This is a genomic window from Marinobacter sp. Arc7-DN-1, assembly GCF_003441595.1.
GTDB classification, from domain to species: Bacteria; Pseudomonadota; Gammaproteobacteria; order Pseudomonadales; family Oleiphilaceae; genus Marinobacter; species Marinobacter metalliresistant.
This window is the reverse complement of sequence record NZ_CP031848.1, coordinates 3275159-3297767: the sequence shown is the minus strand read 5'-3', so window position 1 is coordinate 3297767 and position 22609 is coordinate 3275159. Positions and strand designations below refer to the sequence as shown.

Sequence of the window (22609 nt, the reverse complement as noted above, 5' to 3'; positions counted from 1 at the left end):
CAAATTTTCGAATACTTTCAAACAGTTGTCTTTCGAATCCAGAGCCTCCCAACTGGCCTGCCCCTCGAAAGAGATGCGCATTCTACAGACCTGCGCCAAGGTGTCAACGGCGATCCTGAAAAAAATTTCAAAATCGCCGAAACCCGGTTACGCAGTGACCAAAACCCGGGCTATCTTCTTCTTTCCCGCCTGTATGACGCAGTCGTCACCTTTCACGAACACCCGATCGCCCTCGAATTTCCGACCATCGACGAAAACCGCCCCACGCCCCAGCACATCGCGGGCGGCAGCACCGTTCTTTACCAGGCCTGCCAAACGCAATACCGAAGCCATTGGCATCCCGGACTGACCTTCAAGTGAAACCTCAATGGTCGGCAGGTTCTCGGGAATCTCCCCAAGAGAAACACGGTTCCCAGCTGACTTGTGCGCCGTCTTTGCAGCCTCTTCACCATGGAAGCGGGTAATAATCTCTTCCGCCAGCAACTTTTTATAATCCTGGGGATTGCCCCCCACCGACACTTCCTTCCGGAACGTCTCCACCTCTGCAAGCGGACGGAAGCTCAGCAGCTCAAAGTAACGCCAGAGAAGATCATCCGGCATCGACAACAGCTTGGTGTACATCTCACCCGGAGAATCATTAACGCCCACATAGTTTCCAAGGGACTTGGACATCTTCTGAACGCCATCAAGCCCCTCCAGAATAGGCATGGTGAGAATCGCCTGGGGAGACTGACCATAATGCTTCTGAAGAATCCGTCCCATCAGCAAGTTGAACTTCTGATCGGTCCCACCCAATTCAACGTCTGCCTCAAGGGCGACCGAATCGTATCCCTGCACCAGGGGATAGAGAAACTCATGGATCGCAATGGCCTGCTCCGCCCGGTAGCGCTTGGTAAAATCATCGCGCTCAAGCATACGGGCAACGGTATACTGTCCCGCCAGCTTGACCATATCGGCCGCGGTCATTTTGCCCATCCACTCGGAGTTGAAAACCACACGGGTTTTCGATGGATCGAGAATCTTGAACACCTGCTCTTTATAGCTGACCGCGTTATCGGCTACCTGTTGCTCTGTCAGAGGGGGCCGGGTGGCACTCTTTCCGGTCGGATCACCAATCATCCCAGTAAAGTCACCGATCAGGAAGATGACCTCGTGACCCAGATCCTGAAACTGACGAAGCTTGTTAATAAGGACGGTGTGTCCAAGGTGAAGATCGGGCGCAGTGGGATCGAAGCCGGCCTTAATCCTGAGAGGACGACCTTCCCTTAGTTTTTCTACCAACTCATCTTCCGGAATGAGTTCGTCTACTCCGCGCTTGATAATCGCCAACGCTTCATCAGTGCATGCCATGACCAACACGTCCCCAATCTTGATCTTGAAAGATTTCATCGGTTACAGACTTCAACAAAAGAAATCTGTGAGTTACGCGCTCTCCTGCTAGAGTGGTTTGACCAGATTTTGACCAACACCGAAACAAAAGGGCGGCGCATTATAACAACGCTGCCAAAAGAAATCCGGAGGATGGGGCAGTAACCGTAATATTTCACGCTGTCCCGCATGCATTTTATACGGTAATCTGTTGGACTATACTTGAACAGCAGCTTTAATTAGATAGTACAAGCTGCCGGAATACCGATTAAAACGGGTGTGACACGTGCTGAAAATGTTTCCAAAAACACACATTACCATTGCTGCAGCGGCGACTGTGATTGTTACCGCCACTGTTCTGATGAGCCCCAGTAGCAATGTCGAAGCCAAGCGAATGTCCTATTCACTGGATCTGGAGCAGGGAACCGTCGCAAAGACGAACGCTGAACCGGAGCCGTCAGCGCAACCGGCTTCGCTCCCAGTGGACGAACAGCCTGCATCGCCTACGGCAGATTCCGGAGAGCAGTCTTCCCTGCAAGTCAGCCTCACCGAGCCTGCAGCCCCGGCCGCGCCGGAACAACCGGAACTGGAGTGGCAAACCTTCGCCATCAAGTCGGGCGATACCCTGTCCTCGCTATTCAAGAAAGCAGGATTCAATGACGGCATCATGCTCTCGGTGATCCACGGCGACGGAGAAGCCGAAAAGCTGCAGCGCCTCTACGCCGGTGAAACGATCCGTTTCGCCACAGCTGGTGACGGTGCTCTGGCTTCGGTTGAGTTGCAGCGCAACCTCCTGGAAACCCTGAAAATCAGCAGGAAAGGCGAAAGCTTCACCAGCAAGACGGAAGTTCGCAAACCTGAAGCACGGCCGGCGTTCGCTTCCGGAACAATCGACGGCTCACTTTATCTTGCCGCTCGCGAAGCCGGACTTAATGACCAACTCACTATGGAGTTGGCCGGCATCTTCGGCTGGGAAATCGACTTTGTGTACGACGTTCGCAAGGGCGACCAGTTTGAAGTGGTCTATGAAGAACTTTACCTCGATGGCGAGAAGTTCGATACCGGGCGCATCCTGTCTGCCAGATTTGTCAACCGTGGCGAGGAGAACATTGCCCTACTCTACACCGACAGCAATGGCGACAGCGATTATTACAACCCCAACGGCAAGAGCATGCGCAAGGCATTCCTGCGCACGCCGATCAATGCGCGGGTTTCCTCGCCGTTCAATCTTCAAAGGCGCCACCCTGTTCTGGATGTGGTTCGTCCTCACGAGGGCACCGACTATGGCGCGCCTCCAGGAACCCCCATCAAGGCGGCCGGCGCAGGTCGTGTGAAGTTTGCAGGATGGAAAGGCGGTTACGGCCGCACGGTAATCCTGAAGCATGGCGACAACATCTCCACGCTTTACGCCCATATGAGCCGCCTTGGAAAGGGTATTAAGAATGGCACCCGGGTAAAGCAGGGCGAAACCATCGGCTATGTCGGCTCCTCCGGCATGGTAACCGGGCCACATCTACACTATGAGTTCCGGCTGAATGGCGCTCCGCGCAACTCACGCACCGTGAAATTGCCGGACGCAAAACCTGTACCGTCTTCCGAGATGGCCCGCTTCAAGCAGGTCACCGAACAACGAATCGCACAATTTGATGTTTTCCGCGAGAGCTACCGGCAACTCGCACTGGCTTCAGACGACTGAGCGCTATGGACACCTGGATCGGTTTGATGTCCGGCACCAGCATGGATGGCATTGATGCCGTGCTGGTGTCTTTCCAGGGACAGTCCGCACGAATCCACGCGTCTCACACCGCACCCTACCCCGATCAGATCCGGCACAGACTCCTGGCTGCCAGCCAGAATCAGGCAACCCCGGATGAAATCGGCGAACTGGACACTCTCGCCGGCACGCTGTTTGCGCAGGCCGCGACAGAGGTGATACGGCACTCGGGCCTCTGTGCATCAGCTATTCGCGCCATTGGCAGTCACGGTCAGACGCTTCGCCATCAACCTTTAGGTGCGGCGCCCTTTACCATCCAGATTGGCAATCCGTCTGTCATTTCTGAAGCCACCGGCATTACCACCGTCGGCGACTTCCGCAGAAGGGACATGGCTGCCGGAGGCCAGGGAGCGCCTTTGGTCCCTGCGTTTCACAAGGCCTTTTTCAGTTCAGACACAGAGGATCGCTGCATCCTCAATCTGGGGGGCATCGCGAACATAACCTGGATCCCGGCCGACAGAGGCAGCCCGGTAACCGGTTTCGACACCGGTCCAGCCAACGCGCTGATGGATGCCTGGTGCCTGGCTCAGACCGGGCTTCCTTTTGACAGCGATGGCCACTGGGCCAGGGAAGGCAAAGTGAATCAGGAACTGCTCAGCGATATGCTCTCGGATGCCTATTTTTCGCGGACACCCCCGAAAAGCACCGGCAAGGAGAGGTTCAATCTGGACTGGGTAAAAACGCAGGTAAGTCGCCATCCGGACATCCCGGCCGAGGATATTCAGCGAACCCTGCTGCAACTGACAGTGGAAAGCGTGGCGAATCAATTACCCGAAGCCCGCGATCTCCGGATTTATGTCTGCGGCGGCGGTGCGCGGAATTCGCTACTGATGGCGGAGCTTGAGAAAGCTTTGCCTGAAAGCCGGCTCACGCTGACATCAGACCTGGGGCTGGACCCGCAAATGGTGGAACCGGTGGCATTTGCCTGGCTGGCAAAACAGGCCCTGGAGGGATTACCAGGTAACCTACCTGAGGTGACCGGAGCGTCAGGCCCGCGAATCCTGGGGGCCATCTACCCGGCCTGAGGCCTTCCTGAGTTCAGATGGAGAAGGAACTGCCACACCCGCAGGTTGAGCTGGCATTCGGATTCTGGACGACAAACTGGGAACCCTGAAGACCTTCCTGATAATCGATGGTGGCTCCGACAAGATACTGATAGCTCATCGGATCAACCAACAGATAAACGCCGTCACGCTCGATAACGGTATCTTCTTCATCCTGGCTTTCATCGAACGAGAAACCATACTGAAACCCGGAACAGCCGCCCCCGGTCACGAAGACGCGGAGTTTGAGTTCGGCGTTACCCTCTTCCTCGATTAACTCACGCACCTTGGCAACGGCGCTGTCACTGAAGAACAGCGGTGTGGCCATTTGTTGCTGGACTGCACTCAAGTTCGCCTCCGGATTATTGCTAACAACTCAGGCGATTATGGTATTCCTGACTAAAACAATCAACTATTCGGACTTTCCACCATCGACCGATGCTTCATCAGCCTCGTCCGGCTGGTCAGCACCGTGGGCCTGTTCCTGCTTCTGCCGGGTGGCGGAACCATCCTGTGCAAGCAACCCGACCGGTTCCCGCTGATGGACCAGATTACCGTTAACCGAAGCTCCCATCGCCATTTCGATAAGGTTGTAAAAAACACTCCCATTGATGGACGCTTTTTCCGCCAGTTCAAGATGGGCCGAGGCGTAGACATCACCATTCACCGTACCATTGATGATCACGTGAGGGGCGTTGATATCGCCGGTGACCTCTCCGACCTCCGAGACCCTGAGCACGGCATCGGTCCCTTCATCAGCAACCACCTTGCCGCGAATACGCCCGTCCACATGCAGGCCACCGGAGAAGTGAACATCCCCCTCGATGGTTGTACGGGAGGAAACCAGGGTATCAAAATGGCCGGTAGGCCGGCGTGGCTTCTGCTTTTTCTTGCCAAGCATGTCAGTTCTCCGTTAAATCATCCCAGTTAAAGGTACGCTCGGCCTGCGAGGACTTCCGTCCCTCCGCCTGGGCTACCACCTGAATCTCGATTGGCTCAAATTCTTCCGGCAACGCCAGGGTACCTTCAACATCCTGGAAATACCGGAAACGGAACTTCACCCCGAGATCCTCGATATCCTCAGAAAGATCACGCAGGGCAATCACCTCTTTTTCCTGGTCACGCAGCCCGATGACGTTCACCGCCACCACGCCGGAGATGTAACTTTTGTTATTACCGACCTGGGTCAGTACCAACTTGAAATCGTAGGCACCCTGACTGCGGCTGGGTGTCAGCGTGACGCTGTCGACCTGTAACCCTTTGCTAGTTTCCGAGGGTGCCATGATGTTTTTATAGAAAGTCAGGTCCGATTGCAGTGACGCAATCCGGGTTTCAAGATCAACTATGGTTTTCCGGGCCCGGTTCAGGGCCTGCTCATCAATGGCTCGCCCGCGCTCCAGATTGATCAACTGCTGCCGGGCCTCCCGGTAATCCTTCCGAAGCTTTTCGACTTCGCTCTCCAGCACCTGGTTCGATTCTTCCGCACTGGAGAACCGGAACCCGCCCTGCGCCAGGCCAGTTGCATACCCGGCGATCGCAGCGACTAGGGTGAACACCAGCAGGATTGCTGTTCTGCGCAGGCGGTAACCCGGGCGATGCCGGATTACAACATACTCTTCGGCCGGCTTTCTCTGCTCGCTCACGGTTTGTCCTTCGGCATTACGGCAGAAGCGCCGGAGCCTCAAGCCCCATGGTTTCTTTCAGCCCGAACATGATGTTCATGTTCTGAACCGCCTGCCCGGCGGCGCCTTTCACCAGGTTATCGATGACCGAAGACACAATAACAATGTTGCTTTGCTCCTGCCGATGCAGCGCCATACGGCACTGGTTTGCGCCCCTCACACTCCGGGTTTCCGGATGACTGCCAAAGGGCATGACATCGACAAACGGTTCCGCCTTGTACCGCTCTTCAAACAACGCCTGAAGCCGGTCGAAGTCTGCTGGATCTTTCAGCTCAGCATAGAGAGTTGCTTCGATACCGCGAATCATCGGAATCAGGTGCGGAACAAACGTCACCCCCACGTCACCACCAGCCGCGCCAGACAGCCCCTGACGAATTTCGGGCAGATGGCGATGACCGGAAGCGCCATAGGCCTTGAAGCTCTCGCCAACCTCCCCGTGCAACATGCCGATCTTGCCCTGCCGGCCAGCCCCGCTGGCTCCCGATTTCGCATCTGCGATCAGGCGGGCGGGATCGACCAGGCCCTGCTCAAGCAGTGGCAGAAAGCCCAGCTGAACGGCAGTCGGGTAACAGCCCGGGTTCGCCACCAGTTGCGCTTCGCGGATTTCCTCACGGACCACTTCCGGCAGCCCGTAGACTGCCTTCTCAGCCCATTCCGGGCTTTCGTGGCGCATGCCGTACCAGCTTGCCCAGACATCCAGATCTTTCAGGCGGAAGTCCGCAGAGAGATCAACCACACGCACACCAGCCGCCATCAGTTCCGGCACCATCCTCATGGCGACACCGTGGGGCGTGGCAAAGAACACCAGATCGCATGCTGCCAGTATGCCTGCATCCGGCTCAGAGAACGCGAGGTCATAGTGCCCGCGCAAGTTCGGATACATATCCGCCACAGGCAGGCCGGCTTCCGAGCGGGATGTAATGCAACTGACCGAAACTTCAGGGTGAACCGCGAGGATTCTCAGCAGCTCCACACCGGTATACCCGGTGCCACCAACGATGCCTACTTTAATCACCTTTCTCTCCAGCGACGTCGTATCAGGATTTTGAGGTTTGACGGCGTAGTCTACCATGATAAACCAATGACTTATTGCAGCCCTCAGGGCGACCGTTACAATGTTGTCAGAAACGTTGCCAGAAACCTTCTGGCAGTCCGCCTAAATTCACCGGAACTCCGGCCTCATGCAGAAAATCTGGTACCAGATTACCGAGCACCTGATCCCTGTTTTCCGGCGCAGGCTTTCCGGTGTCGACGCGCTGCCGCAACTGGCCGTTCTTGGCCTGTTATCGGGGCTTATCACTGGCGGTGTCATCCTGATTTTCCGCCTGGCCATCGAATGGCCCCTGGAGCGCTTTCTTCCGGGAGAGGGCTCTGAGTCGTTTGAGAACCTCGACCTGCTGACCCGCGGCCTGCTTCCTCTTGCAGGGGCTCTCAGCCTCGGTTTGCTGTTCCACCGGCTGGCCACCCATGACCGCAAGGTGGGGGTTGTCCATGTCATGGAGCGCCTGAATTACCACCAGGGCTACATATCCATCCGCAGCGCCATCGTGCAATTCATCTCGGGCGTCGCCACGGTTGTCAGTGGCCAGTCCGCAGGCCGGGAGGGACCGGCGGTGCATCTGGGGGCCGCGTTCTCCAGCCTGATGGGGCAGTGGATGCGGTTGCCGAACAACAGCATCCGGACCCTGGTTGCCTGCGGCTGCGCAGCGGCGATTTCAGCCTCGTTCAATACGCCGATATCCGGTGTCATTTTCGCCATGGAAGTCGTGATGATGGAATACACCATTGCCGGCTTCACCCCTATCATCCTGGCAGCGGTCAGTGCCGCCGTTGTCACCCAGGCGGTGTATGGCTCAGAGCCAGCCTTCAACGTGCCTGCCCTGACGATGAATTCCCTGCTTGAGATTCCCTGGATTCTCGCTATTGCCGTCATTATCGGCATTGCCGCTGCGTTGTTTATTCAGTTAGTGGACACCATGGGCAAACATCACCACCGGCCAGTCCTGTTGCGGATTGTCACCGCAGGTTTGCTGATGGTGCCTTTCGCCATTCTGGTTCCGGAAACCATGGGTATCGGGTACGACACTGTTAACGAAACCATTAATGGTCAGCTGGGATTCTGGCTGCTATTGGGCGCAGGCGTTGCCAAACTGATCATTACATCGTTGTCCATCGGGCTGGGCATGCCAAGTGGCGTCATCGGCCCGACTCTGTTTATGGGTGCAACACTGGGGGGAGCAATGGGGCTGATCGGGGCCCAGATCATGCCGGAGCACGCTTCCTCCGTAGGGGTCTACGCCATACTGGGCATGGGAGCCATGATGGGGGCAGTGCTTCAGGCGCCGCTGGCTGCCCTGATGGCCCTGATGGAACTGACCCATAACGCCAACATCATCCTTCCGGGCATGCTCATCATTACCACCTCAAGCCTGGTGACCAGTGAAGCGTTCGGCAAGAAATCACTGTTCCTTACCATCCTCAAGAATCAGGGCCTGAGCTACCAGAATTCTCCGGTTATCCAGGCCCTGCGCCGGGTATCGGTAGGAGCCATTATGGACCGCAGCATTCTGCGCACAGAGCGACACCTTACTGTCGGGGACGCCCGGAAGGTCCTGAAATCCGAACCCAAGTGGCTGGTTGTTGAGGGCAGTAACGGGCCGACCGCCCTGCTGCCAGCGGTCGACCTCGCCCGCTATATCGAAGACACCGAAAAGCTGGTTTCCGAAGAAGAAATCGAGCCCCCGGAGTCCATCGATCTGATGGATATTCCCGCCAATCGTCGTGATGTCGCTCCGGTACAATACCAGGCCACCCTTGAGGAGGCCCTGGACGAATTCGAGTCAACCAACGCCGAGGCCCTGTACGTACAACGTCACGTAGCGCCCATGATCCAGCGGGTTTACGGTGTGGTGCTCAAATCCGATATCGAAAGTTATTACCAATACCGACGGAGCTGACGAATGCTGTGGGTCAAAGCCTTCCATATTATTTCACTGGTGTGCTGGTTTGCCGGCATCTTCTATCTGCCCAGGCTGTTCGTCTACCACGCCGCCTGCGAGGATGAACCGGGGCGCGAACGATTCAAGATCATGGAGCGCAAGCTCTATCGGGGCATCACCACGCCCTCAATGATTGCCACGATTGTCTTCGGTGTGTGGCTGATCAGTTACAATGTTTCTGGCTACTTCAGTCAGGGCTGGCTGCATGTGAAGCTGCTTCTGGTCGCTGTGCTGATCGTTTACCATTTCTACTGCGGACATCTTGTCAAAGTCTTCCGGGACGACCGGAATACCCGCAGCCACGTATTCTATCGCTGGTTCAATGAACTGCCGGTCTTTATCCTTCTGGCCGTTGTTATCCTGGCTGTCGTCAAACCCTTCTAAGGAGGTGGGTCATCAAACGCTATAATCGTCCCCAGGTATTGATACTCTCCGGTCTGGACCCCTCTGGCGGCGCGGGTATTCAGGCTGACATCCAGGCGATTACATCACTGGGTTGCCACCCTCTGCCCGTACTAACCTGCCTCACCGTTCAGGACACCCGGAACGTGTACGGCGCTGAAGCCGTCTCTGCTGAGTTGATTCGCAAGCAGCTTCAGTGCATTGCAGACGATGCTCCGATTCATGCGGTGAAAACCGGTGCACTGGGTAACGCCGCGGTGGTGGACGTACTGGTGGAGTTTATGGCCGAACGCCCGGGCCTGCCGCTCATCACCGACCCGGTAATCAAGGCCGCGGGTGGCGGCGACCTGGCCGACGACGAACTGATTGCCGCCATGAAGGAGCGGTTGTTTCCGCTGGCCGAGATGATTACCCCGAACGGGGTCGAACTGGCGTTGCTGGGAGGCCGCGATAATCCCGGCGAGGCAGCCGAACACCTGCTGCAAGGCGGATGTGAATCGGTTCTTGCAACCGGGGGCCATGGCACCGGCATCCACATCACCAACACGCTTTACAACCATGGCCCGGAGCCCATGCGCTGGGAGATTGAGCGTATTGGCGGAGAGTACCACGGTACCGGCTGCACGCTGGCGGCAGCTATTGCAGCAGGCCGGGCGTCGGGCCTGTCGCCCCGCGCCGCCATCTCCCAGGCCCAGAACTACGTAAACCACGCCATACTGCATGCGCTTGAGGTTGGCAAAGGCCAGCCAGTACCGGACCGGGGCATTCTGTGGGAACGATGAGCAAGGGGCTTCGCCCGGGGCTCTATGCCATTACCGACAGCCAGCTCACCCCGCGTGCCATTCTCATTGAATCCGTTGAAGCGGCACTGCGGGGTGGCGCGGTAATGGTACAATACCGGGAAAAATCCGCCCCCCTGGCCGAGAGAGTCGCTCAGGCCAGAAACCTTCAGGCTGTTTGCCGCAACGCCGGTGTGCCGCTGCTGATCAATGACGATCCGGAACTGGCAAAACGGGTCGGAGCTGCCGGCGTTCACCTGGGACAGACCGACGGCTCACTGGCCGCTGCCCGCCGGTTACTCGGGGAGCAGGCCATCATCGGAGTAACCTGCCATGCCGACCTTGCACTGGCACAGGCCGGGCTGGAGGAAGGTGCCGACTATCTTGCATTCGGGCGCTTTTTCACGTCCTCGACCAAACCGGGGGCACCGGCGGCATCGCCGGAGGTGCTCACCGAGGCGAAACGTTTCCGTCGCCCCCTGGCTGCCATTGGCGGAGTAACCACAGAAAACGGCGAATCTCTGATTCGTGCCGGTGCTGACATGCTTGCCGTGGTTGGCGGCCTGTTCGGGGGCAGCCCTGATGACATTGAGCAACGGGCAAAAGCCTTTGAACGACTGTTCGCAAACCATCATCCACTTTTTCACTTCCAAGATAACAGGAGCCAAGACACATGACGCACTCCGAAACCCTTTTCGAGCAGGCTCAGAAATACATTCCCGGTGGCGTAAATTCCCCGGTCCGGGCCTTTCGCGGTGTCGGGGGAACACCCATCTTCTTCAACCATGCCCAGGGCGCCTACCTGTATGACGAGGACGGCCAACGCTATATCGACTACATCGGCTCCTGGGGGCCGATGATTCTTGGCCACTCGGACAAGCGCATCAAGGATGCCCTCCATGCCCAGGTTGATCTCGGCATCGGCTATGGCGCGCCAACGGCGCTTGAGACGGAGATGGCCAGGAAGGTCTGCGAACTGGTGCCCTCAATCAATCTGGTCCGCATGGTGAACTCCGGCACCGAGGCAACCATGAGCGCAATCCGACTGGCCCGGGGTTACACCGGCCGGGACAAGATTGTGAAGTTTGAAGGCTGCTACCACGGACACGTGGATTCCCTTCTGGTAAAGGCGGGCTCCGGCGCACTGACCCTCGGCGTGCCGAATTCACCGGGCATTCCGGCCAGCCTGGCCGAACTCACCCTGACGCTGACCTACAACGACATCGATAGTGTCAGAGAGACCTTCAGCAAGATGGGCGACCAGATCGCGGCAATCATCGTGGAGCCGGTTGCCGGCAACATGAATTGCATCCCGCCGGTGCCCGGATTCCTCGAAGGGCTGCGTGAGGTATGCGACGAGCATGGCACGGTGCTGATTTTTGACGAGGTAATGACCGGCTTCCGCGTGTCCCTCGGCGGTGCCCAGGGGCTATATGGCGTGACGCCTGATCTCACGGCCCTGGGCAAGGTGATTGGCGGTGGGCTTCCGGTTGGCGCCTTTGGCGGCAAACGTGAAATCATGGAGCATATCTCACCGCTGGGCCCGGTCTACCAGGCCGGTACCCTGAGCGGAAACCCGCTCGCCATGTGTGCAGGCCTGGCGACTCTGAACGCGATTTCCGAGCCCGGTTTTCACGACCGCCTGACCGAGAAAACCAACGCCGTTTGCCGAGGCCTCAGGGAGGCCGCCGATGCCACCGGCATTCCCCTGACCGTTCAGGGTTCCGGTGCCATGTTTGGTTTCTTCTTCACAGAAGAGCCTTCGGTTACCCGCTTCGACCAGGTGATGGCCTGCGATGTCGAGCGATTCAAGAAGTTCTTCCAAGGCATGCTGAAGGAGGGTGTCTACCTGGCCCCCTCCGCCTTCGAGGCTGGCTTCACCAGCGCTGCGTTGTCAGAAGAAGATATTGCCCATACTACCGCGGCGGCCAAGAAGGTCATGGCCACGCTCTGATCCCTGAGACTGCGCTCGCCAGTCAACACACCCCGCAGGTCAGCCCGAGGCTTGTCCTGCGGGGCCATCCATGTGATATGCCTCACACTTCCAGAGTGAACACACCCGGCTTGCCTCCTCTGCCGTTGACTTACCCATGTCACTGATCAAATTATGGGCACATCTCTACCGAGATGCTCTGACGGCATCAACCTAACAAACACAAGAACCAAGTCAGCGCACGGAAGCACTCGATCTGCCTTGAGGCAGATGCAGTATGAGAAAGGAGTCTCTGGAGCAACCCGTTAGGTTGAGCCGCAGTTTGAATAACAAACACAACATCAAACTGTAGGAACGACAATGAAAGCCTGGATTAAAGCAATGGCCCTGGCCCTGACTGTGGCCTGGTCTGCGCCCTCCGCCGCCTGGTGGTGGGACTCTACCCCTTCAGATTACACCGATACCCGTTACCCGGTTGTGCTGGTGCACGGTATGTTCGGTTTTGATTCCATTGCCGGTGTGGATTACTGGTACGGCGTGGCTGAAGATCTCCGCAAATATGGCGCCGATGTTTACACCACCCAGGTTCCGGCTCTTGATAGCACTATTGCCCGTGGTGAAGCCCTGCTGCCTCAGGTTCAGGCGATTGCCGCTGTGCATGGTAAGGTGAACCTGATTGGCCACAGCCATGGCGGGCCAACCGCCCGCTACATCGCCCGGATCCGGCCTGATCTGGTGGCTTCGGTAACCTCGGTGGGCTCCCCCCACAAGGGCTCTCCGGTCGCTGATCTGATCTACGGATCGCCCGCCGAAAGTCTGGCAGCGAGCCTGGGCAATGCCCTTGGTGGCCTTATCGATCTGCTTTCGGGCGGCGGCTACAACCAGGACCTGCGCTCCAGCCTTTACTCCCTGACGACTCAGGGAAGTGCCGAATTCAACAGCTTCGCCCCTGCCGGTGTTCCGGCGACGGCGTGCGGAGAAGGGGCTTACTCGGCGAACGGCGTTCGCTTCTATTCCTGGGGAGGCACCGGCGTTCTCACCAACGTGCTGGACCCGTCTGACGCCCTGCTCGGCACCACCAGCCTGACCTTCGGTTTCAGCCAGAACGATGGTCTGGTCGGGCGCTGCAGCAATCGGTTCGGCAAGGTTATCCGGGACAACTACTTCATGAACCATCTTGATGAGATTAACCAGGCGCTCGGACTGCACAGCCTGTTCGAAACTGACCCGAAATCCGTTTACAAGCAGCACGCCAACCGGCTGAGGAATGCCGGTCTGTAATCCGCAACCAACCTTCTGGCTCCTGAATAAAGGGGCTAGAAGGCACCTTCCAAAGTAAGCATGACAGTCTGGCGTTCATACCCATACTGCGCCAGACTGCTGCGGTTATCGCGGATCAGCCACTCTCCCCGCACCAGCCAACGGCTATTCAGTGATCGCTCCGCCAGTACCCCGACCTCAAGGCGGTTATCCTTCCTGCGCCCACTCTCACCGGCTGAAGCAACCAACACGTGGGGCTCCTGATACCGGCTGTGGCGAATTGAGCCGAGCGCTCCGGTAACCAGGTCCGTTTGCCAGCGGTAGCGGGCGGCCACTTCCACAGTGTGGTGATTGGGTGACACACTGATATATTCGTCTGTTGTACGCTGATCCCGACGATCATTGATTTCCAGTGCATACTCGCCATAAAACCGCCAGCTCCCGTAGTACTTAAGTGCATGCAGGCGGGCCCGGTACCACTGACCATCGTACGCTTCAAAGCCTGAACCGCCATCAACTGTGGCCGCCGCGAGGGCTACGCCACATTGGTCAGGGCTGCCCACCAATACACACCCATTCCAGCGATAATACCCCTCAACACCGTATCGACGCTCCAGTGACTGACCATCAAACCAGGACTGAACAACGGACACCACAGCTCCCCGTTCCCCGTCGTTGAGGGACTCGGACCAGCCCAACCGCCCCTGTAAAACCCGGGTATCGTAGCTTCCATCCGACGGGTATTTGCGGGCATAGGCCGCCACTTCCAGGGCAAACCGGGAACGGGCACCCGCAGGTTGTTCAAATGTTCCGGCTGCCAGCGCGTCGAAGAAGACACCGCCTTCACGGGACGTGGTGGCCTCAGGCAAGCCGGCAATGTTGGAGTCATAACCTTCGGATGCTGCCAGATAGCCCCGGCGTTCGGGTTGGCGGCCAGGGGGCACAACGTTGCCACCCAGCTCCTTTAACTGAGCCAGGGACAAGGCCCGGATTTTTTCCGGAGTACCGGCAGCGGCCGATTGCTCAAACCAGTCTCTGGCGGCCTCCTGATCGCCTTTACCAAGCGCTACCAAGCCAAGATTGTAGCGCACCAGTGCGCCGTTTTGGCCGTCCAACAGGGTACGGAAGGCTGTTTCGGCGGCAGGATAGTCCCCGAGCTGGTAACAGGTAACACCAAGGTTGTAGAAAAGGGAGGAGGATGTCAGGCCGGCGGCGACGGCGCTTTCAAAGTGGGCCCGGGCCGCCTGCAGGTTTCCGTTTTCAAATGATTGAATACCGTCGCGGAACTGCTCCATTCCAGCATCGGATTCGGCCGCCTGAAGCCCAACGGGAGCAACCAGTAAAAAGGATAAAGAAAGGGCAAGCCAGCACACCAGCAAACAGATTTCTCCGGATTGATCATCGCAGGACAGGCCGGCCTACTCGCTCAGTTTCAGCGCTCCCGCCCCGCCGCATCCGGCAGTTCGGGTCGTTCGGGTCGTTCGGCATTACCTTTAATCAAATCTCGGGATTGCCGGGCTTTTTCAGACATGGATTCACCGAACTCGCGCCCCCTTTCACGGGCTTCCCTGGCTGCATCAAGGCCCCGAGAGCCGAACTTGGCCGGGGTATCAGGCCTTTCGACAGCATGGGGCAACTCTATTTCCCGAACCACTGAATCGGTAAGCTCAACATCGTCGGTCACCATGCGCATGGTAACATCCAGATCGTCGCTTGCCTGCGTCGTCATTGGTGCCAACAGCAGAAAAACCAACAATCCGGCCGATTGAATGCACTGGGAGAGGCTATCACGCTTCATGATTCCGGGCCCTCAACCGGCAGTGCCGGGTATTCAGGAATCAGGGCCCGGAAGGTTTTCTGGCGGTCTCCGGTGTCCAGTCGCGCCACCAACTCACCCATTCCCGGGAACAGTAGCTTCAGAGGCAGTGACAGGACATTCTCACCCGCCTCCAGACTCACCTGCCAACTGAACTCGCGCTGACCTGGCCATGAAGCAAGCTCTACATGCGGCGGCAGCTTCAGTGTCAAGGTAACATTTTCCAGTGCTTCACCGGAGCGGAAGGCCAGGCGAACCGTTTTATCAACAGGGACTGCAATCGGCTCCTCCGGCTTTTCAGCCACGACATCAGAGCCGGCGGCAATGGAAGCCGCATCTTCTGTCACCCCGGCCGGCTGCAGCAGAACGCCCAGACCAACACCCAAGGCAAGAGCCGCCGCAATGGCCCCGCCCAGTACCGAGTGACTCCATCCGGCATCAGCATTGCCCCGGGCAGCGGCAAAAACACGCTCTTGGAAATCCGGGGACGGTGCCGGGATGACGAATCGCTCCTGCAGGGTATCGTTCAGGACATGCTCCGACGCAAGCACCTCGTTGCATTCCTCGCAGGCGGCCAAATGCTGAGCCACCCGGTCATGCTCAGCAGCGGAAAGTTCGTTTCTGATGTAGGCGGGCAGGTTAACCCGAATTTCGTTGCAGGACATCGTCATCACCTCACTCTCCCACACGACCGACTGACTCGATTGGTTCCAGCTCCCGCTGCAATTTTTTGCGCAAGACAGCCCGGCAACGGTGTAACCGGGATTTCACTGTTCCCAACGGGATATCCAACACCTCGGCAACGTCTTCCTGGCGCCAGCCATCCACGTCGTGAAGCAACAACAGGGTTCGCTGATCCGGTGTCAGTGTTGCCAACACCCGATCCAGAACTGGTGCAAGCCGGGCGTGCTCCAGCTGAATATCCGGCCCGCCGCTGTCGGATTGCAGGCTGTCCAGCCAGTCCGCCTGACTTTCGGTCCCGACAAGCTCCGTCAGCGGGCGGTCAACCTGCCGGTTTTTACGCCGGATCTGATCAATAAACTGACGATATAAAACCCGGTTAAGCCAAGGCCGCAGCTGCTCGACCGCCTCCAGCTCATCCAGCCGCGGATACAGTTTGATTACCACATCCTGAACCAGATCTTCTGCATCCTGCTGCTGCCCTGCCAAACGGAACGCGAACCGGTACATTGCCTCCAGATGGGGTTGCACCAGCAATTCAAACCGCCGCGCCTTTGAAGGCTTAAAAGGAAATATTGCCAAAGCTGTTGTTTACCTGCGTGGGTTGATTCCAGCGGCGCAGTCTAAAACAGACCGCCCGGCCGGTGCATTTGCCATTTCCGCAAAACGATTATTAAGCCATTGCCGGGATATGAGGAAAGGTTAACAAAACTTCCGGAACCCCGCTCCCTTGCCGATCGTTTTACCGGGGTCAGGTAGCGATGTTGCTACGCTACAACTCCCCAAAATAAGCCATGGAGGTTTATATGAAACGTTCGACCCAGCTTTTCACTGTTTCGGCACTGGCTGCGAGCATTGCGGCCTGTGGTGGCGGAGATGACGGACAGGCATCCAGCTCCACAGGCACGGTTTCGTTCGGCATTACCGATGCGCCGACGACGAACCTCACCGATGTGACAATCTCGTTTACAGGGATGGCGCTGAAACCGGCCGATGGCAAATGGGTAGAGTTCATTTTTGATGAACCAAAGTCATTGAACCTTCTGGCGCTCCAGGGCGGCCTGAGTGCACCACTGATCACCGACGAAGAAGTGCCCGCGGGCCAGTACTCGGAACTACGGCTAAACATCAATGTTGAGGACTCCGACACGGACGACGACTCACTGCCGGACTCCTATGTCATAACCGATGATGCACCCGACATCCGGAAAACATTGGCCGTTCCCTCAAGCGTTCTTAAGCTCAAGGGTGATTTTCTGGTAGCCGCGGACACCACAACGGACTTCACCATCGACTTTGATGTCAAAAAATCCATCGTCGACCCTCAGGGGCAGTCGCTCGCGGACTTCCTGCTGAAACCTTCGCTCCGATTGGTCAATAACCTGCAAGTAGGCGCTATTACCGGCGAAGTGGACTTTGCCACCATCAATTCCACCCGGGCGAACGATGACCAGCGTGCTGACTGCGCCTATGAGGGTTCGGTATACATATTTGAAGGGCCTGATGTTGTCCCCACAAACATCAATATCAACAGTGAGGACGAACAGCCGGTTATGGCAGTTCCCGTATCGAACGAGGATAGCGCCAGTCTGTATACCTACACTGCTGCCTTCCTTCCTGCCGGGGATTACACCATCAGCTACAGCTGTCAGTTGGATAACAACGAAACCGACGACACACTGGAGTTCCAAGGCACGCAGAACGTGGAAGTCATTGCCGATTCAGAAGTACAGGCACAGCCGATTCCGCTGCCCCAGTAAGCAAAATAGCGCTGCCTATCAGTGCCCCTGCCTGCGCAGGGGCCTCAATTACAACGCCGCTGCCCGGGCCTCCGCCTGATCCGCCCCAGCCACATTACCTCTTGCCCGGCGAATATCCGCCAGCAACAGCCAACCGGCTCTCTGCAGTCTGGCATCGCTTCCGGCCAGAGACAGCCCCTTAAGGGTGAACTGCTCAGCGGGGCCCAACCGGTTGCTGGCTACGTAGGCTTCCGACAGCTTGAAGTACACTTCCGCCGAGCGGGGCGCAATTCGCTGGGCCCGTTCGAGCCGGGCAATCGCCCCGGCGGTGTCACCCTGTTTTAGTAATCCATCAGCGTCACGCACCAGGCTGAGCGCAGCCGGCGAGAGCCCATCCCCGGTTTCACGGTAGCTCGGAGAACTGCTGCGAGGCGGTTCCTGCTCTGACGGCGCCGCCGCGGGCTGCTCGCTTTTTCGCCAGACCGGCGCCTCATCCTCACCGGCACTGGTTCGTGGGGGCTCTGGTGCCTTGGCGGGCTCACCACCCACCGGCACATAAATTCCGCCACCCGGGCCGGAGGCGCAGCCCGCCAGGGCGAGCAGTGTCATGATGAGCCCTGTTCTGAGCGTCGTTTTGATCTTCATTGGAACAATCCTTCAAACCAGCCCCGGATACGCCGTTCAAGGGTTCCGGAGCATGAAACTGTCTGCGCCGGTTCGCTGCCGGCGATGAAAGGCAGCAAACGGGCATTGTCGCAGTACTTATCTGTCAGCGCCTGGCGCTCCGTATTAACCCAGTGGTAGTTGACCCCATCAGGCACCACCGGCGAAAAGCCATGCTGCGGCACCTGCGCCATAAAACGGGACCAGACCGGCAGCGCCCCACTGGCACCTGTCAACGCTGTTGCTCCGTTATCATCACGACCGACCCAGGCTACTGCCAGTAGATCGCCGCTGAACCCGGCAAACCAGGAATCCCGACCATCGTCGGTGGTCCCCGTCTTGCCGGCCAGGGTCAATTGCCGTGGCAAGATGTTGTAGGCGGAACGCCCGGTGCCTTCCTGCATGGTTTCCTGCATCGCGTACTGTACCAGATGCACGGCCGCAGGATCGGCAACCTGCTCCACCTCAAGGCTGTATCGGGAAAGCGCCTCGCCACTGGCATCGGTGACTTCCCGAATCGTTCTTAACGGGGTATTGAAGCCGGAAGTCGCCAGTCCCTGATAGATCTGGGCGACGGTAATCGGGCTCATGGAAACCGATCCCAGCAACATGGACGGGTACTGCGAAATCGGCGTATCGACACCAAAAGCAGTCAGCGTGTCACTGACCACATCCACACCGATATCCAGCCCGACCCGCACCGCAGGCAAGTTGTAGGAGTGGGAAAGCGCCTTGTGCAACGGTACCTCCCCTCGCTCTTCGCCATCGTAATTTTTCGGTTGCCAGCGCCGACCGTCATCAAATTCCAGAGTAAAAGACTTATCCAGCACCGGTGTCATCAAGGTATAACGCTCGGACCGCTGCAACGCCGACAAATATATAAACGGCTTGATTAGCGAGCCAATCTGGCGATTGGCGTCCAGAGCCCGGTTGAAACCGGCAAACCGGGGGTCTTTCCCGCCGACCAGGGCCAGGACTTCCCCGGAATCCTTGGCTGTCACCACCAGGGTCGCCTCCAGCGATTCCGCCAGCTTCGCACCACCGAGCCTTGGCAAGGTATCAGTCACGGCGAATTCTGCGGCGTACTGGATGGCCGGGTCCAGAGTGGTAAAAATCCGCAGACCTTCACTGCGAAGATCTTCTTCCTTGTAGTCACGGGCCAGGTGCCTTCGCACAAGATCAATGTAGGCCGGGTAGCGGTTCTCGGAATAGGAGGGGCGCTCGCTGACCCCGAGCGGAAGGCCCCTGGCCCTTGCGGCACGCTCGGGTTCGATCAGGCCAGCCTGCTCCATTTCCGAAATCACGAGATTCCGGCGCTCTGTTGCCCGCTCGCGGTTTCGCCGGGGATTGTAGTAGCTCGCGCCCTTGACCATCCCAACCAGAAGGGCAATCTGGTGCACGTCGAGATCGCCCAGGGATTGGCCGAAGTAAAACTGACTGGCCAGGCCGAAACCATGAATGCTGCGCGTGCCTGCCTGCCCCAGATAGACTTCGTTCAGGTAGGTTTCAAGGATGTCGTCTTTTTCATAATGGAGCTCCAGCAAAACCGACATGATGGCCTCATTGCCCTTGCGGAGCAGTGTCTGGTCACGGGTCAGGAAGAGATTCTTGACCAGTTGCTGGGTCAGGGTGCTGCCACCCTGGACGACACGACCGGCCCGGATATTCGCAAGCATTGCCCGGCCAATGGACAAGGGGGCAATCCCGAAATGATCATAGAAATTGCGATCCTCCACGGCCATCAATGTCGCCAGCAGCAAGGCAGGGACCTGACTCAGCTCGACCAGCACCCGGTCCTCCTTGTGAGCCGGATAAATTCCGCCGATCCGGGCGGGTTCAAGGCGAATGATCGGTGCGGCCTCGCCCCGAATCACCGAAAAGCTCTGGACTCGGTCAGCCGAGATCGTCAATGAAATCTTGCGCGCGGGTTCATCACCATCCGGGAAGGAAAAGCCACGGGTACTGATGACGAACCGGCTGCCATTGCGCTGATAACTGCCGGGCTTATCGCCTGCGCCCTTGTGAAAACCGGATAGCTGGAGCTCCCGTTCGAGGGCACCGGCGCTGATACTGGCGCCCTCAAAGAGCTCAAGGGGGCGAGCATACACCCGCGACGGCACTTCAAACCGGCGCCCCTCGAAGCGGGACGTTACAACCGCATCGAGATAGACCGTCCAGCCTGCGAGCAACACGAGGCCAATGGCACAAAACCGGAACATCAAACGCCAGAACCATGGGCGGCGACCACTATTCGAGGACTTTCGGGAGGGCTTTCGCCTGGACGGGGAAGATGAGCTGGATTTTTTCATGGCCGGATTATAACGAAGGGACCGGCCAGGAAGGCAGGCCAACTGTGTGTTATTTCTGTAATCTGCCCGTTATGATAGGGCAATAAAAATCAATGGGTTCAGGGAACGCGAGGAGAGCACCGTGAGTGAGACATCCCCAGGTAATCTGATTCTGGCACTGCAGAATCCAGAGCTGTACGACCACCCGGTCAAAGACTTCCAGGTCATTGAAACTCATATCTCCCAGGTTATCCTGACCGGCGATTACGCCTACAAGATCAAGAAACCAATGGATTTCGGCTTTCTGAACTTCTCCACCCTGGAACGCAGAAAGCATTTCTGCGCGGAAGAGCTCCGGCTCAATCGAAGACTGGCCGAAGCGCTGTACCTTGAGGTCCTTCCGATTTCCGGGACCCCGGATCACCCCGTTCTCGGTGGTGACGGCGAGGCCTTCGAATACGCCATCAAAATGCGCCAGTTCGATCAGGACCAGCTGTTCGACCGCCTTCAGGAACAAGGTGAGCTGGCACCGGAACTTCTGACCAGCCTTGCCCGGCAGGTCGCCGCCTTCCACGAGCGATTGCCACCGGTCCCTGACGAAAAGCCGCTTGGAACCCCTGAAGCGGTCTTTGCGGCGATGCAGGAAAATTTTGACCAGATACGCCCGCTGATTGACGACGCCGATCTGCTCCTGCAACTGGACAACCTCCAGGCCTGGACCGAGTCTACCTTCGAACGCCATCGGGAGCTGATTGCCAGTCGCCGGGCCAACGGCATGGTCCGTGAGTGCCACGGCGACCTGCACCTGGCCAACATCACCCGCTTTGAAGGCGACGTTACGGTTTTCGATTGCATCGAATTCAGCGAGCCTTTCCGCTGGATTGATGTGATCAACGATCTGGCGTTCCTGCTGATGGACCTGGAATTCCGGCGGGAAGGCGCGCTGGCCAATCTGGTGCTCAACACCTATCTGGAATACCGGGACGACTTCGAAGCCCTGCCCCTGCTGCCGCTCTACAAGGCGTACCGGGCCATGGTCCGGGCCAAGATTGCGCTGTTCACCATGGGCAATCCGTCCCTCAGCGGGGGCGAAAAAGCCGACCTGATGCAGCGCTATCGTGATTACGCCCAGCTGGCCGAGGATTACAGCACCATCCCCAATCACTATCTGCTGGCAACCACTGGCCTGTCCGCCAGCGGAAAAACCTGCGTCAGCGCTGCCATGGCCGGCGAACTGGGCCTGATCCGCCTGCGCTCAGATGTTGAGCGCAAGCGTCTGCACGGGCTTGCACCACTGGAAAGTTCGCGTTCCCCCACGGGCGGCAACCTCTACACTGCGCAAGCAACGGCGAAAACCTACCAACGGCTGGCAGGGCTCGCCGGACAGGTTCTGGCAGCCGGCTTACCGGTTATCGTGGATGCCGCCAGCCTGAAAGAAAGCGAGCGGTCGCTGCTGGCCTCCGTGGCGGAAGCCCAGGGCGTGCCGTTTGCGCTGATACACTGCGAAGCGCCGGAGACATTGCGCCGGGAATGGATCCGCAACCGCAAGGGAGACGCCTCAGAGGCAACCGAGGAACTCCTGGACACCCAGCAAACCTGGTTTGAACCGCTGACGGCGGAAGAAAAGACCCACACCATCCATCTGCACACGGATCAGGAACATGTAGCAGAGGCGGTGGCCGACCGGATTCGGCAGCATCTGGGCATTTCCATCACTAAAACAGGAAATTAAAACAATGGGTTACCACTGGCCAGCATGAGGCATGAGATGGACGACAACCGCGAACACGAAGTACATCAGATCAGCCACCCCCTGTATGCCCTCCTTCGCAGTGAGGACATGCAGGCCTTCAACGCCGAGAAGGCAAAACTCACAGAGCTGCCCAGTTTCGCCCACGGCGATTTCCGGGGTCTGGACCTGCGCGGGATGAATGCCAAGGGATTGGATTTCCGCCATGCCTACTTTCGCGGCACGGACCTGCGCGGGATAGATTTTTCGAAATCCAGAATGGAAGGCGCAAGCATTGCCAGCGCCAAGATTTCCGGCTGCTATTTCCCGCACCGGCTGGAGGCCGATGAGATTGTCATGTCCCTGAATCACGGGACCCGCATGCGTTACGCCATACTGCCAAAATGACCAGCGACAGGCGGGGCTGGCAACCAGTTTGCGCAGTGTCCGATC

At 58.0% G+C, this 22609-nt stretch carries 22 protein-coding genes; 11 read left to right on the top strand and 11 right to left on the bottom strand.

Features of this window, described 5'->3' with window-relative positions; all coding sequences use genetic code 11:
- Positions 1–147: 147 nt before the first annotated feature.
- Entirely contained in the window at positions 148–1350 is a 1203-nt protein-coding gene (tyrS, locus tag D0851_RS15505) for a tyrosine--tRNA ligase (protein WP_117620434.1), read from the bottom strand.
- Positions 1351–1654: 304 nt separating this feature from the next.
- Between tyrS and D0851_RS15500 the strand changes: the two genes are divergently transcribed.
- Both D0851_RS15500 and D0851_RS15495 read left to right on the top strand, forming a co-directional pair.
- Positions 1655–3064, top strand: coding sequence for a peptidoglycan DD-metalloendopeptidase family protein (locus tag D0851_RS15500; RefSeq protein ID WP_117619457.1), 1410 nt, complete (start codon positions 1655–1657; stop codon positions 3062–3064).
- Between the two features lie 5 nt (positions 3065–3069).
- Complete coding sequence (locus tag D0851_RS15495; RefSeq protein WP_117619456.1) at positions 3070–4167, top strand: anhydro-N-acetylmuramic acid kinase; 1098 nt, start codon at positions 3070–3072, stop codon at positions 4165–4167.
- Between the two features lie 13 nt (positions 4168–4180).
- Here the strand turns inward: D0851_RS15495 and erpA are convergent, their stop codons facing one another.
- The 4 genes from erpA to argC form a co-directional block, all read right to left on the bottom strand.
- Positions 4181–4513, bottom strand: coding sequence for an iron-sulfur cluster insertion protein ErpA (erpA, locus tag D0851_RS15490; RefSeq protein ID WP_205422348.1), 333 nt, complete (start codon positions 4511–4513; stop codon positions 4181–4183).
- Positions 4514–4597: 84 nt separating this feature from the next.
- Positions 4598–5086, bottom strand: a complete 489-nt coding sequence (locus D0851_RS15485; RefSeq protein WP_117619454.1) for a bactofilin family protein — start codon at positions 5084–5086, stop codon at positions 4598–4600.
- Position 5087: 1 nt separating this feature from the next.
- On the bottom strand, positions 5088–5828 hold the full coding sequence (locus D0851_RS15480) for a DUF6776 family protein (RefSeq protein WP_117619453.1): 741 nt from the start codon (positions 5826–5828) through the stop codon (positions 5088–5090).
- Between the two features lie 16 nt (positions 5829–5844).
- A complete protein-coding gene (gene argC, locus D0851_RS15475) occupies positions 5845–6882 on the bottom strand; it encodes an N-acetyl-gamma-glutamyl-phosphate reductase (protein ID WP_117619452.1) in 1038 nt (345 codons plus the stop codon).
- 166 nt (positions 6883–7048) lie between these two features.
- On the opposite strand from argC, the gene D0851_RS15470 reads away from it, so the two are divergent.
- The 6 genes from D0851_RS15470 to D0851_RS15445 all read left to right on the top strand — a co-directional run bounded on the left by D0851_RS15470 (position 7049) and on the right by D0851_RS15445 (position 13261).
- Positions 7049–8824 (top strand): chloride channel protein, encoded by a 1776-nt coding sequence (locus tag D0851_RS15470; RefSeq protein WP_117619451.1) that lies wholly within the window; start codon positions 7049–7051, stop codon positions 8822–8824.
- Positions 8825–8827: 3 nt separating this feature from the next.
- Positions 8828–9250 (top strand): protoporphyrinogen oxidase HemJ, encoded by a 423-nt coding sequence (gene hemJ, locus D0851_RS15465; RefSeq protein WP_117619450.1) that lies wholly within the window; start codon positions 8828–8830, stop codon positions 9248–9250.
- 41 nt (positions 9251–9291) lie between these two features.
- Complete coding sequence (gene thiD, locus D0851_RS15460; protein WP_117620433.1) at positions 9292–10050, top strand: bifunctional hydroxymethylpyrimidine kinase/phosphomethylpyrimidine kinase; 759 nt, start codon at positions 9292–9294, stop codon at positions 10048–10050.
- Positions 10047–10724, top strand: coding sequence for a thiamine phosphate synthase (gene thiE / locus D0851_RS15455; RefSeq protein ID WP_117619449.1), 678 nt, complete (start codon positions 10047–10049; stop codon positions 10722–10724). Before thiD ends, thiE begins: the two co-directional genes overlap by 4 nt.
- Positions 10721–12001, top strand: a complete 1281-nt coding sequence (gene hemL, locus D0851_RS15450) for a glutamate-1-semialdehyde 2,1-aminomutase (RefSeq protein WP_117619448.1) — start codon at positions 10721–10723, stop codon at positions 11999–12001. Before thiE ends, hemL begins: the two co-directional genes overlap by 4 nt.
- Before the next feature lie 339 nt (positions 12002–12340).
- On the top strand, positions 12341–13261 hold the full coding sequence (locus D0851_RS15445; RefSeq protein ID WP_117619447.1) for a lipase family alpha/beta hydrolase: 921 nt from the start codon (positions 12341–12343) through the stop codon (positions 13259–13261).
- A 35-nt stretch (positions 13262–13296) separates the two neighbouring features.
- On the opposite strand, the gene D0851_RS15440 is transcribed toward D0851_RS15445, so the two are convergent.
- The 4 genes from D0851_RS15440 to D0851_RS15425 all read right to left on the bottom strand — a co-directional run bounded on the left by D0851_RS15440 (position 13297) and on the right by D0851_RS15425 (position 16268).
- Positions 13297–14535 carry a tetratricopeptide repeat protein gene (locus D0851_RS15440; protein ID WP_227539322.1) on the bottom strand — a complete coding sequence of 413 codons (1239 nt, stop codon included), beginning with the start codon at positions 14533–14535 and terminating at the stop codon, positions 13297–13299.
- Positions 14536–14672: 137 nt separating this feature from the next.
- On the bottom strand, positions 14673–15038 hold the full coding sequence (locus D0851_RS15435; protein WP_227539321.1) for a hypothetical protein: 366 nt from the start codon (positions 15036–15038) through the stop codon (positions 14673–14675).
- The gene (locus D0851_RS15430; RefSeq protein WP_227539320.1) at positions 15035–15727 is read right to left on the bottom strand and encodes an anti-sigma factor family protein; all 693 of its coding nucleotides are present in this window, start codon (positions 15725–15727) and stop codon (positions 15035–15037) included. Before D0851_RS15430 ends, D0851_RS15435 begins: the two co-directional genes overlap by 4 nt.
- 4 nt (positions 15728–15731) lie before the next feature.
- Positions 15732–16268 (bottom strand): RNA polymerase sigma factor, encoded by a 537-nt coding sequence (locus tag D0851_RS15425; RefSeq protein WP_117620431.1) that lies wholly within the window; start codon positions 16266–16268, stop codon positions 15732–15734.
- A 275-nt stretch (positions 16269–16543) separates the two neighbouring features.
- Between D0851_RS15425 and D0851_RS15420 the strand changes: the two genes are divergently transcribed.
- A complete protein-coding gene (locus D0851_RS15420; RefSeq protein WP_117619444.1) occupies positions 16544–17497 on the top strand; it encodes a DUF4382 domain-containing protein in 954 nt (317 codons plus the stop codon).
- Between the two features lie 48 nt (positions 17498–17545).
- Here D0851_RS15420 and D0851_RS15415 read toward each other — a convergent pair whose 3' ends face one another.
- Both D0851_RS15415 and mrcB read right to left on the bottom strand, forming a co-directional pair.
- The gene (locus D0851_RS15415) at positions 17546–18121 is read right to left on the bottom strand and encodes a tetratricopeptide repeat protein (protein WP_117619443.1); all 576 of its coding nucleotides are present in this window, start codon (positions 18119–18121) and stop codon (positions 17546–17548) included.
- Positions 18118–20448: a penicillin-binding protein 1B gene (gene mrcB / locus D0851_RS15410; protein ID WP_117619442.1), complete on the bottom strand. Its 2331-nt coding sequence runs from the start codon at positions 20446–20448 to the stop codon at positions 18118–18120. The genes D0851_RS15415 and mrcB overlap by 4 nt, the downstream gene beginning before the upstream one ends.
- A gap of 121 nt (positions 20449–20569) precedes the next feature.
- Here mrcB and D0851_RS15405 point away from each other — a divergent pair, with 121 nt between their 5' ends.
- A complete protein-coding gene (locus tag D0851_RS15405) occupies positions 20570–22159 on the top strand; it encodes an AAA family ATPase (RefSeq protein ID WP_117619441.1) in 1590 nt (529 codons plus the stop codon).
- A gap of 36 nt (positions 22160–22195) precedes the next feature.
- A complete protein-coding gene (locus D0851_RS15400; protein WP_117620430.1) occupies positions 22196–22564 on the top strand; it encodes a pentapeptide repeat-containing protein in 369 nt (122 codons plus the stop codon).
- Positions 22565–22609 lie beyond the last annotated feature (45 nt).

Excerpts from the sequence above, each read along its gene's own strand:
- tyrS (WP_117620434.1), bottom strand. The coding sequence starts at position 1,350 with ATGGCATGCACTGATGAAGCGTTGGCGATTATCAAGCGCGGAGTAGAC.
- D0851_RS15495 (WP_117619456.1), top strand. The coding sequence starts at position 3,070 with ATGGACACCTGGATCGGTTTGATGTCCGGCACCAGCATGGATGGCATT.
- erpA (WP_205422348.1), bottom strand. The coding sequence starts at position 4,513 with ATGGCCACACCGCTGTTCTTCAGTGACAGCGCCGTTGCCAAGGTGCGT.
- D0851_RS15485 (WP_117619454.1), bottom strand. The coding sequence starts at position 5,086 with ATGCTTGGCAAGAAAAAGCAGAAGCCACGCCGGCCTACCGGCCATTTT.
- D0851_RS15470 (WP_117619451.1), top strand. The coding sequence starts at position 7,049 with ATGCAGAAAATCTGGTACCAGATTACCGAGCACCTGATCCCTGTTTTC.
- hemJ (WP_117619450.1), top strand. The coding sequence starts at position 8,828 with ATGCTGTGGGTCAAAGCCTTCCATATTATTTCACTGGTGTGCTGGTTT.
- thiE (WP_117619449.1), top strand. The coding sequence starts at position 10,047 with ATGAGCAAGGGGCTTCGCCCGGGGCTCTATGCCATTACCGACAGCCAG.
- hemL (WP_117619448.1), top strand. The coding sequence starts at position 10,721 with ATGACGCACTCCGAAACCCTTTTCGAGCAGGCTCAGAAATACATTCCC.
- D0851_RS15445 (WP_117619447.1), top strand. The coding sequence starts at position 12,341 with ATGAAAGCCTGGATTAAAGCAATGGCCCTGGCCCTGACTGTGGCCTGG.
- D0851_RS15440 (WP_227539322.1), bottom strand. The coding sequence starts at position 14,535 with ATGGAGCAGTTCCGCGACGGTATTCAATCATTTGAAAACGGAAACCTG.
- D0851_RS15435 (WP_227539321.1), bottom strand. The coding sequence starts at position 15,038 with ATGAAGCGTGATAGCCTCTCCCAGTGCATTCAATCGGCCGGATTGTTG.
- D0851_RS15430 (WP_227539320.1), bottom strand. The coding sequence starts at position 15,727 with ATGACGATGTCCTGCAACGAAATTCGGGTTAACCTGCCCGCCTACATC.
- D0851_RS15420 (WP_117619444.1), top strand. The coding sequence starts at position 16,544 with ATGAAACGTTCGACCCAGCTTTTCACTGTTTCGGCACTGGCTGCGAGC.
- D0851_RS15415 (WP_117619443.1), bottom strand. The coding sequence starts at position 18,121 with ATGAAGATCAAAACGACGCTCAGAACAGGGCTCATCATGACACTGCTC.
- mrcB (WP_117619442.1), bottom strand. The coding sequence starts at position 20,448 with ATGAAAAAATCCAGCTCATCTTCCCCGTCCAGGCGAAAGCCCTCCCGA.
- D0851_RS15400 (WP_117620430.1), top strand. The coding sequence starts at position 22,196 with ATGGACGACAACCGCGAACACGAAGTACATCAGATCAGCCACCCCCTG.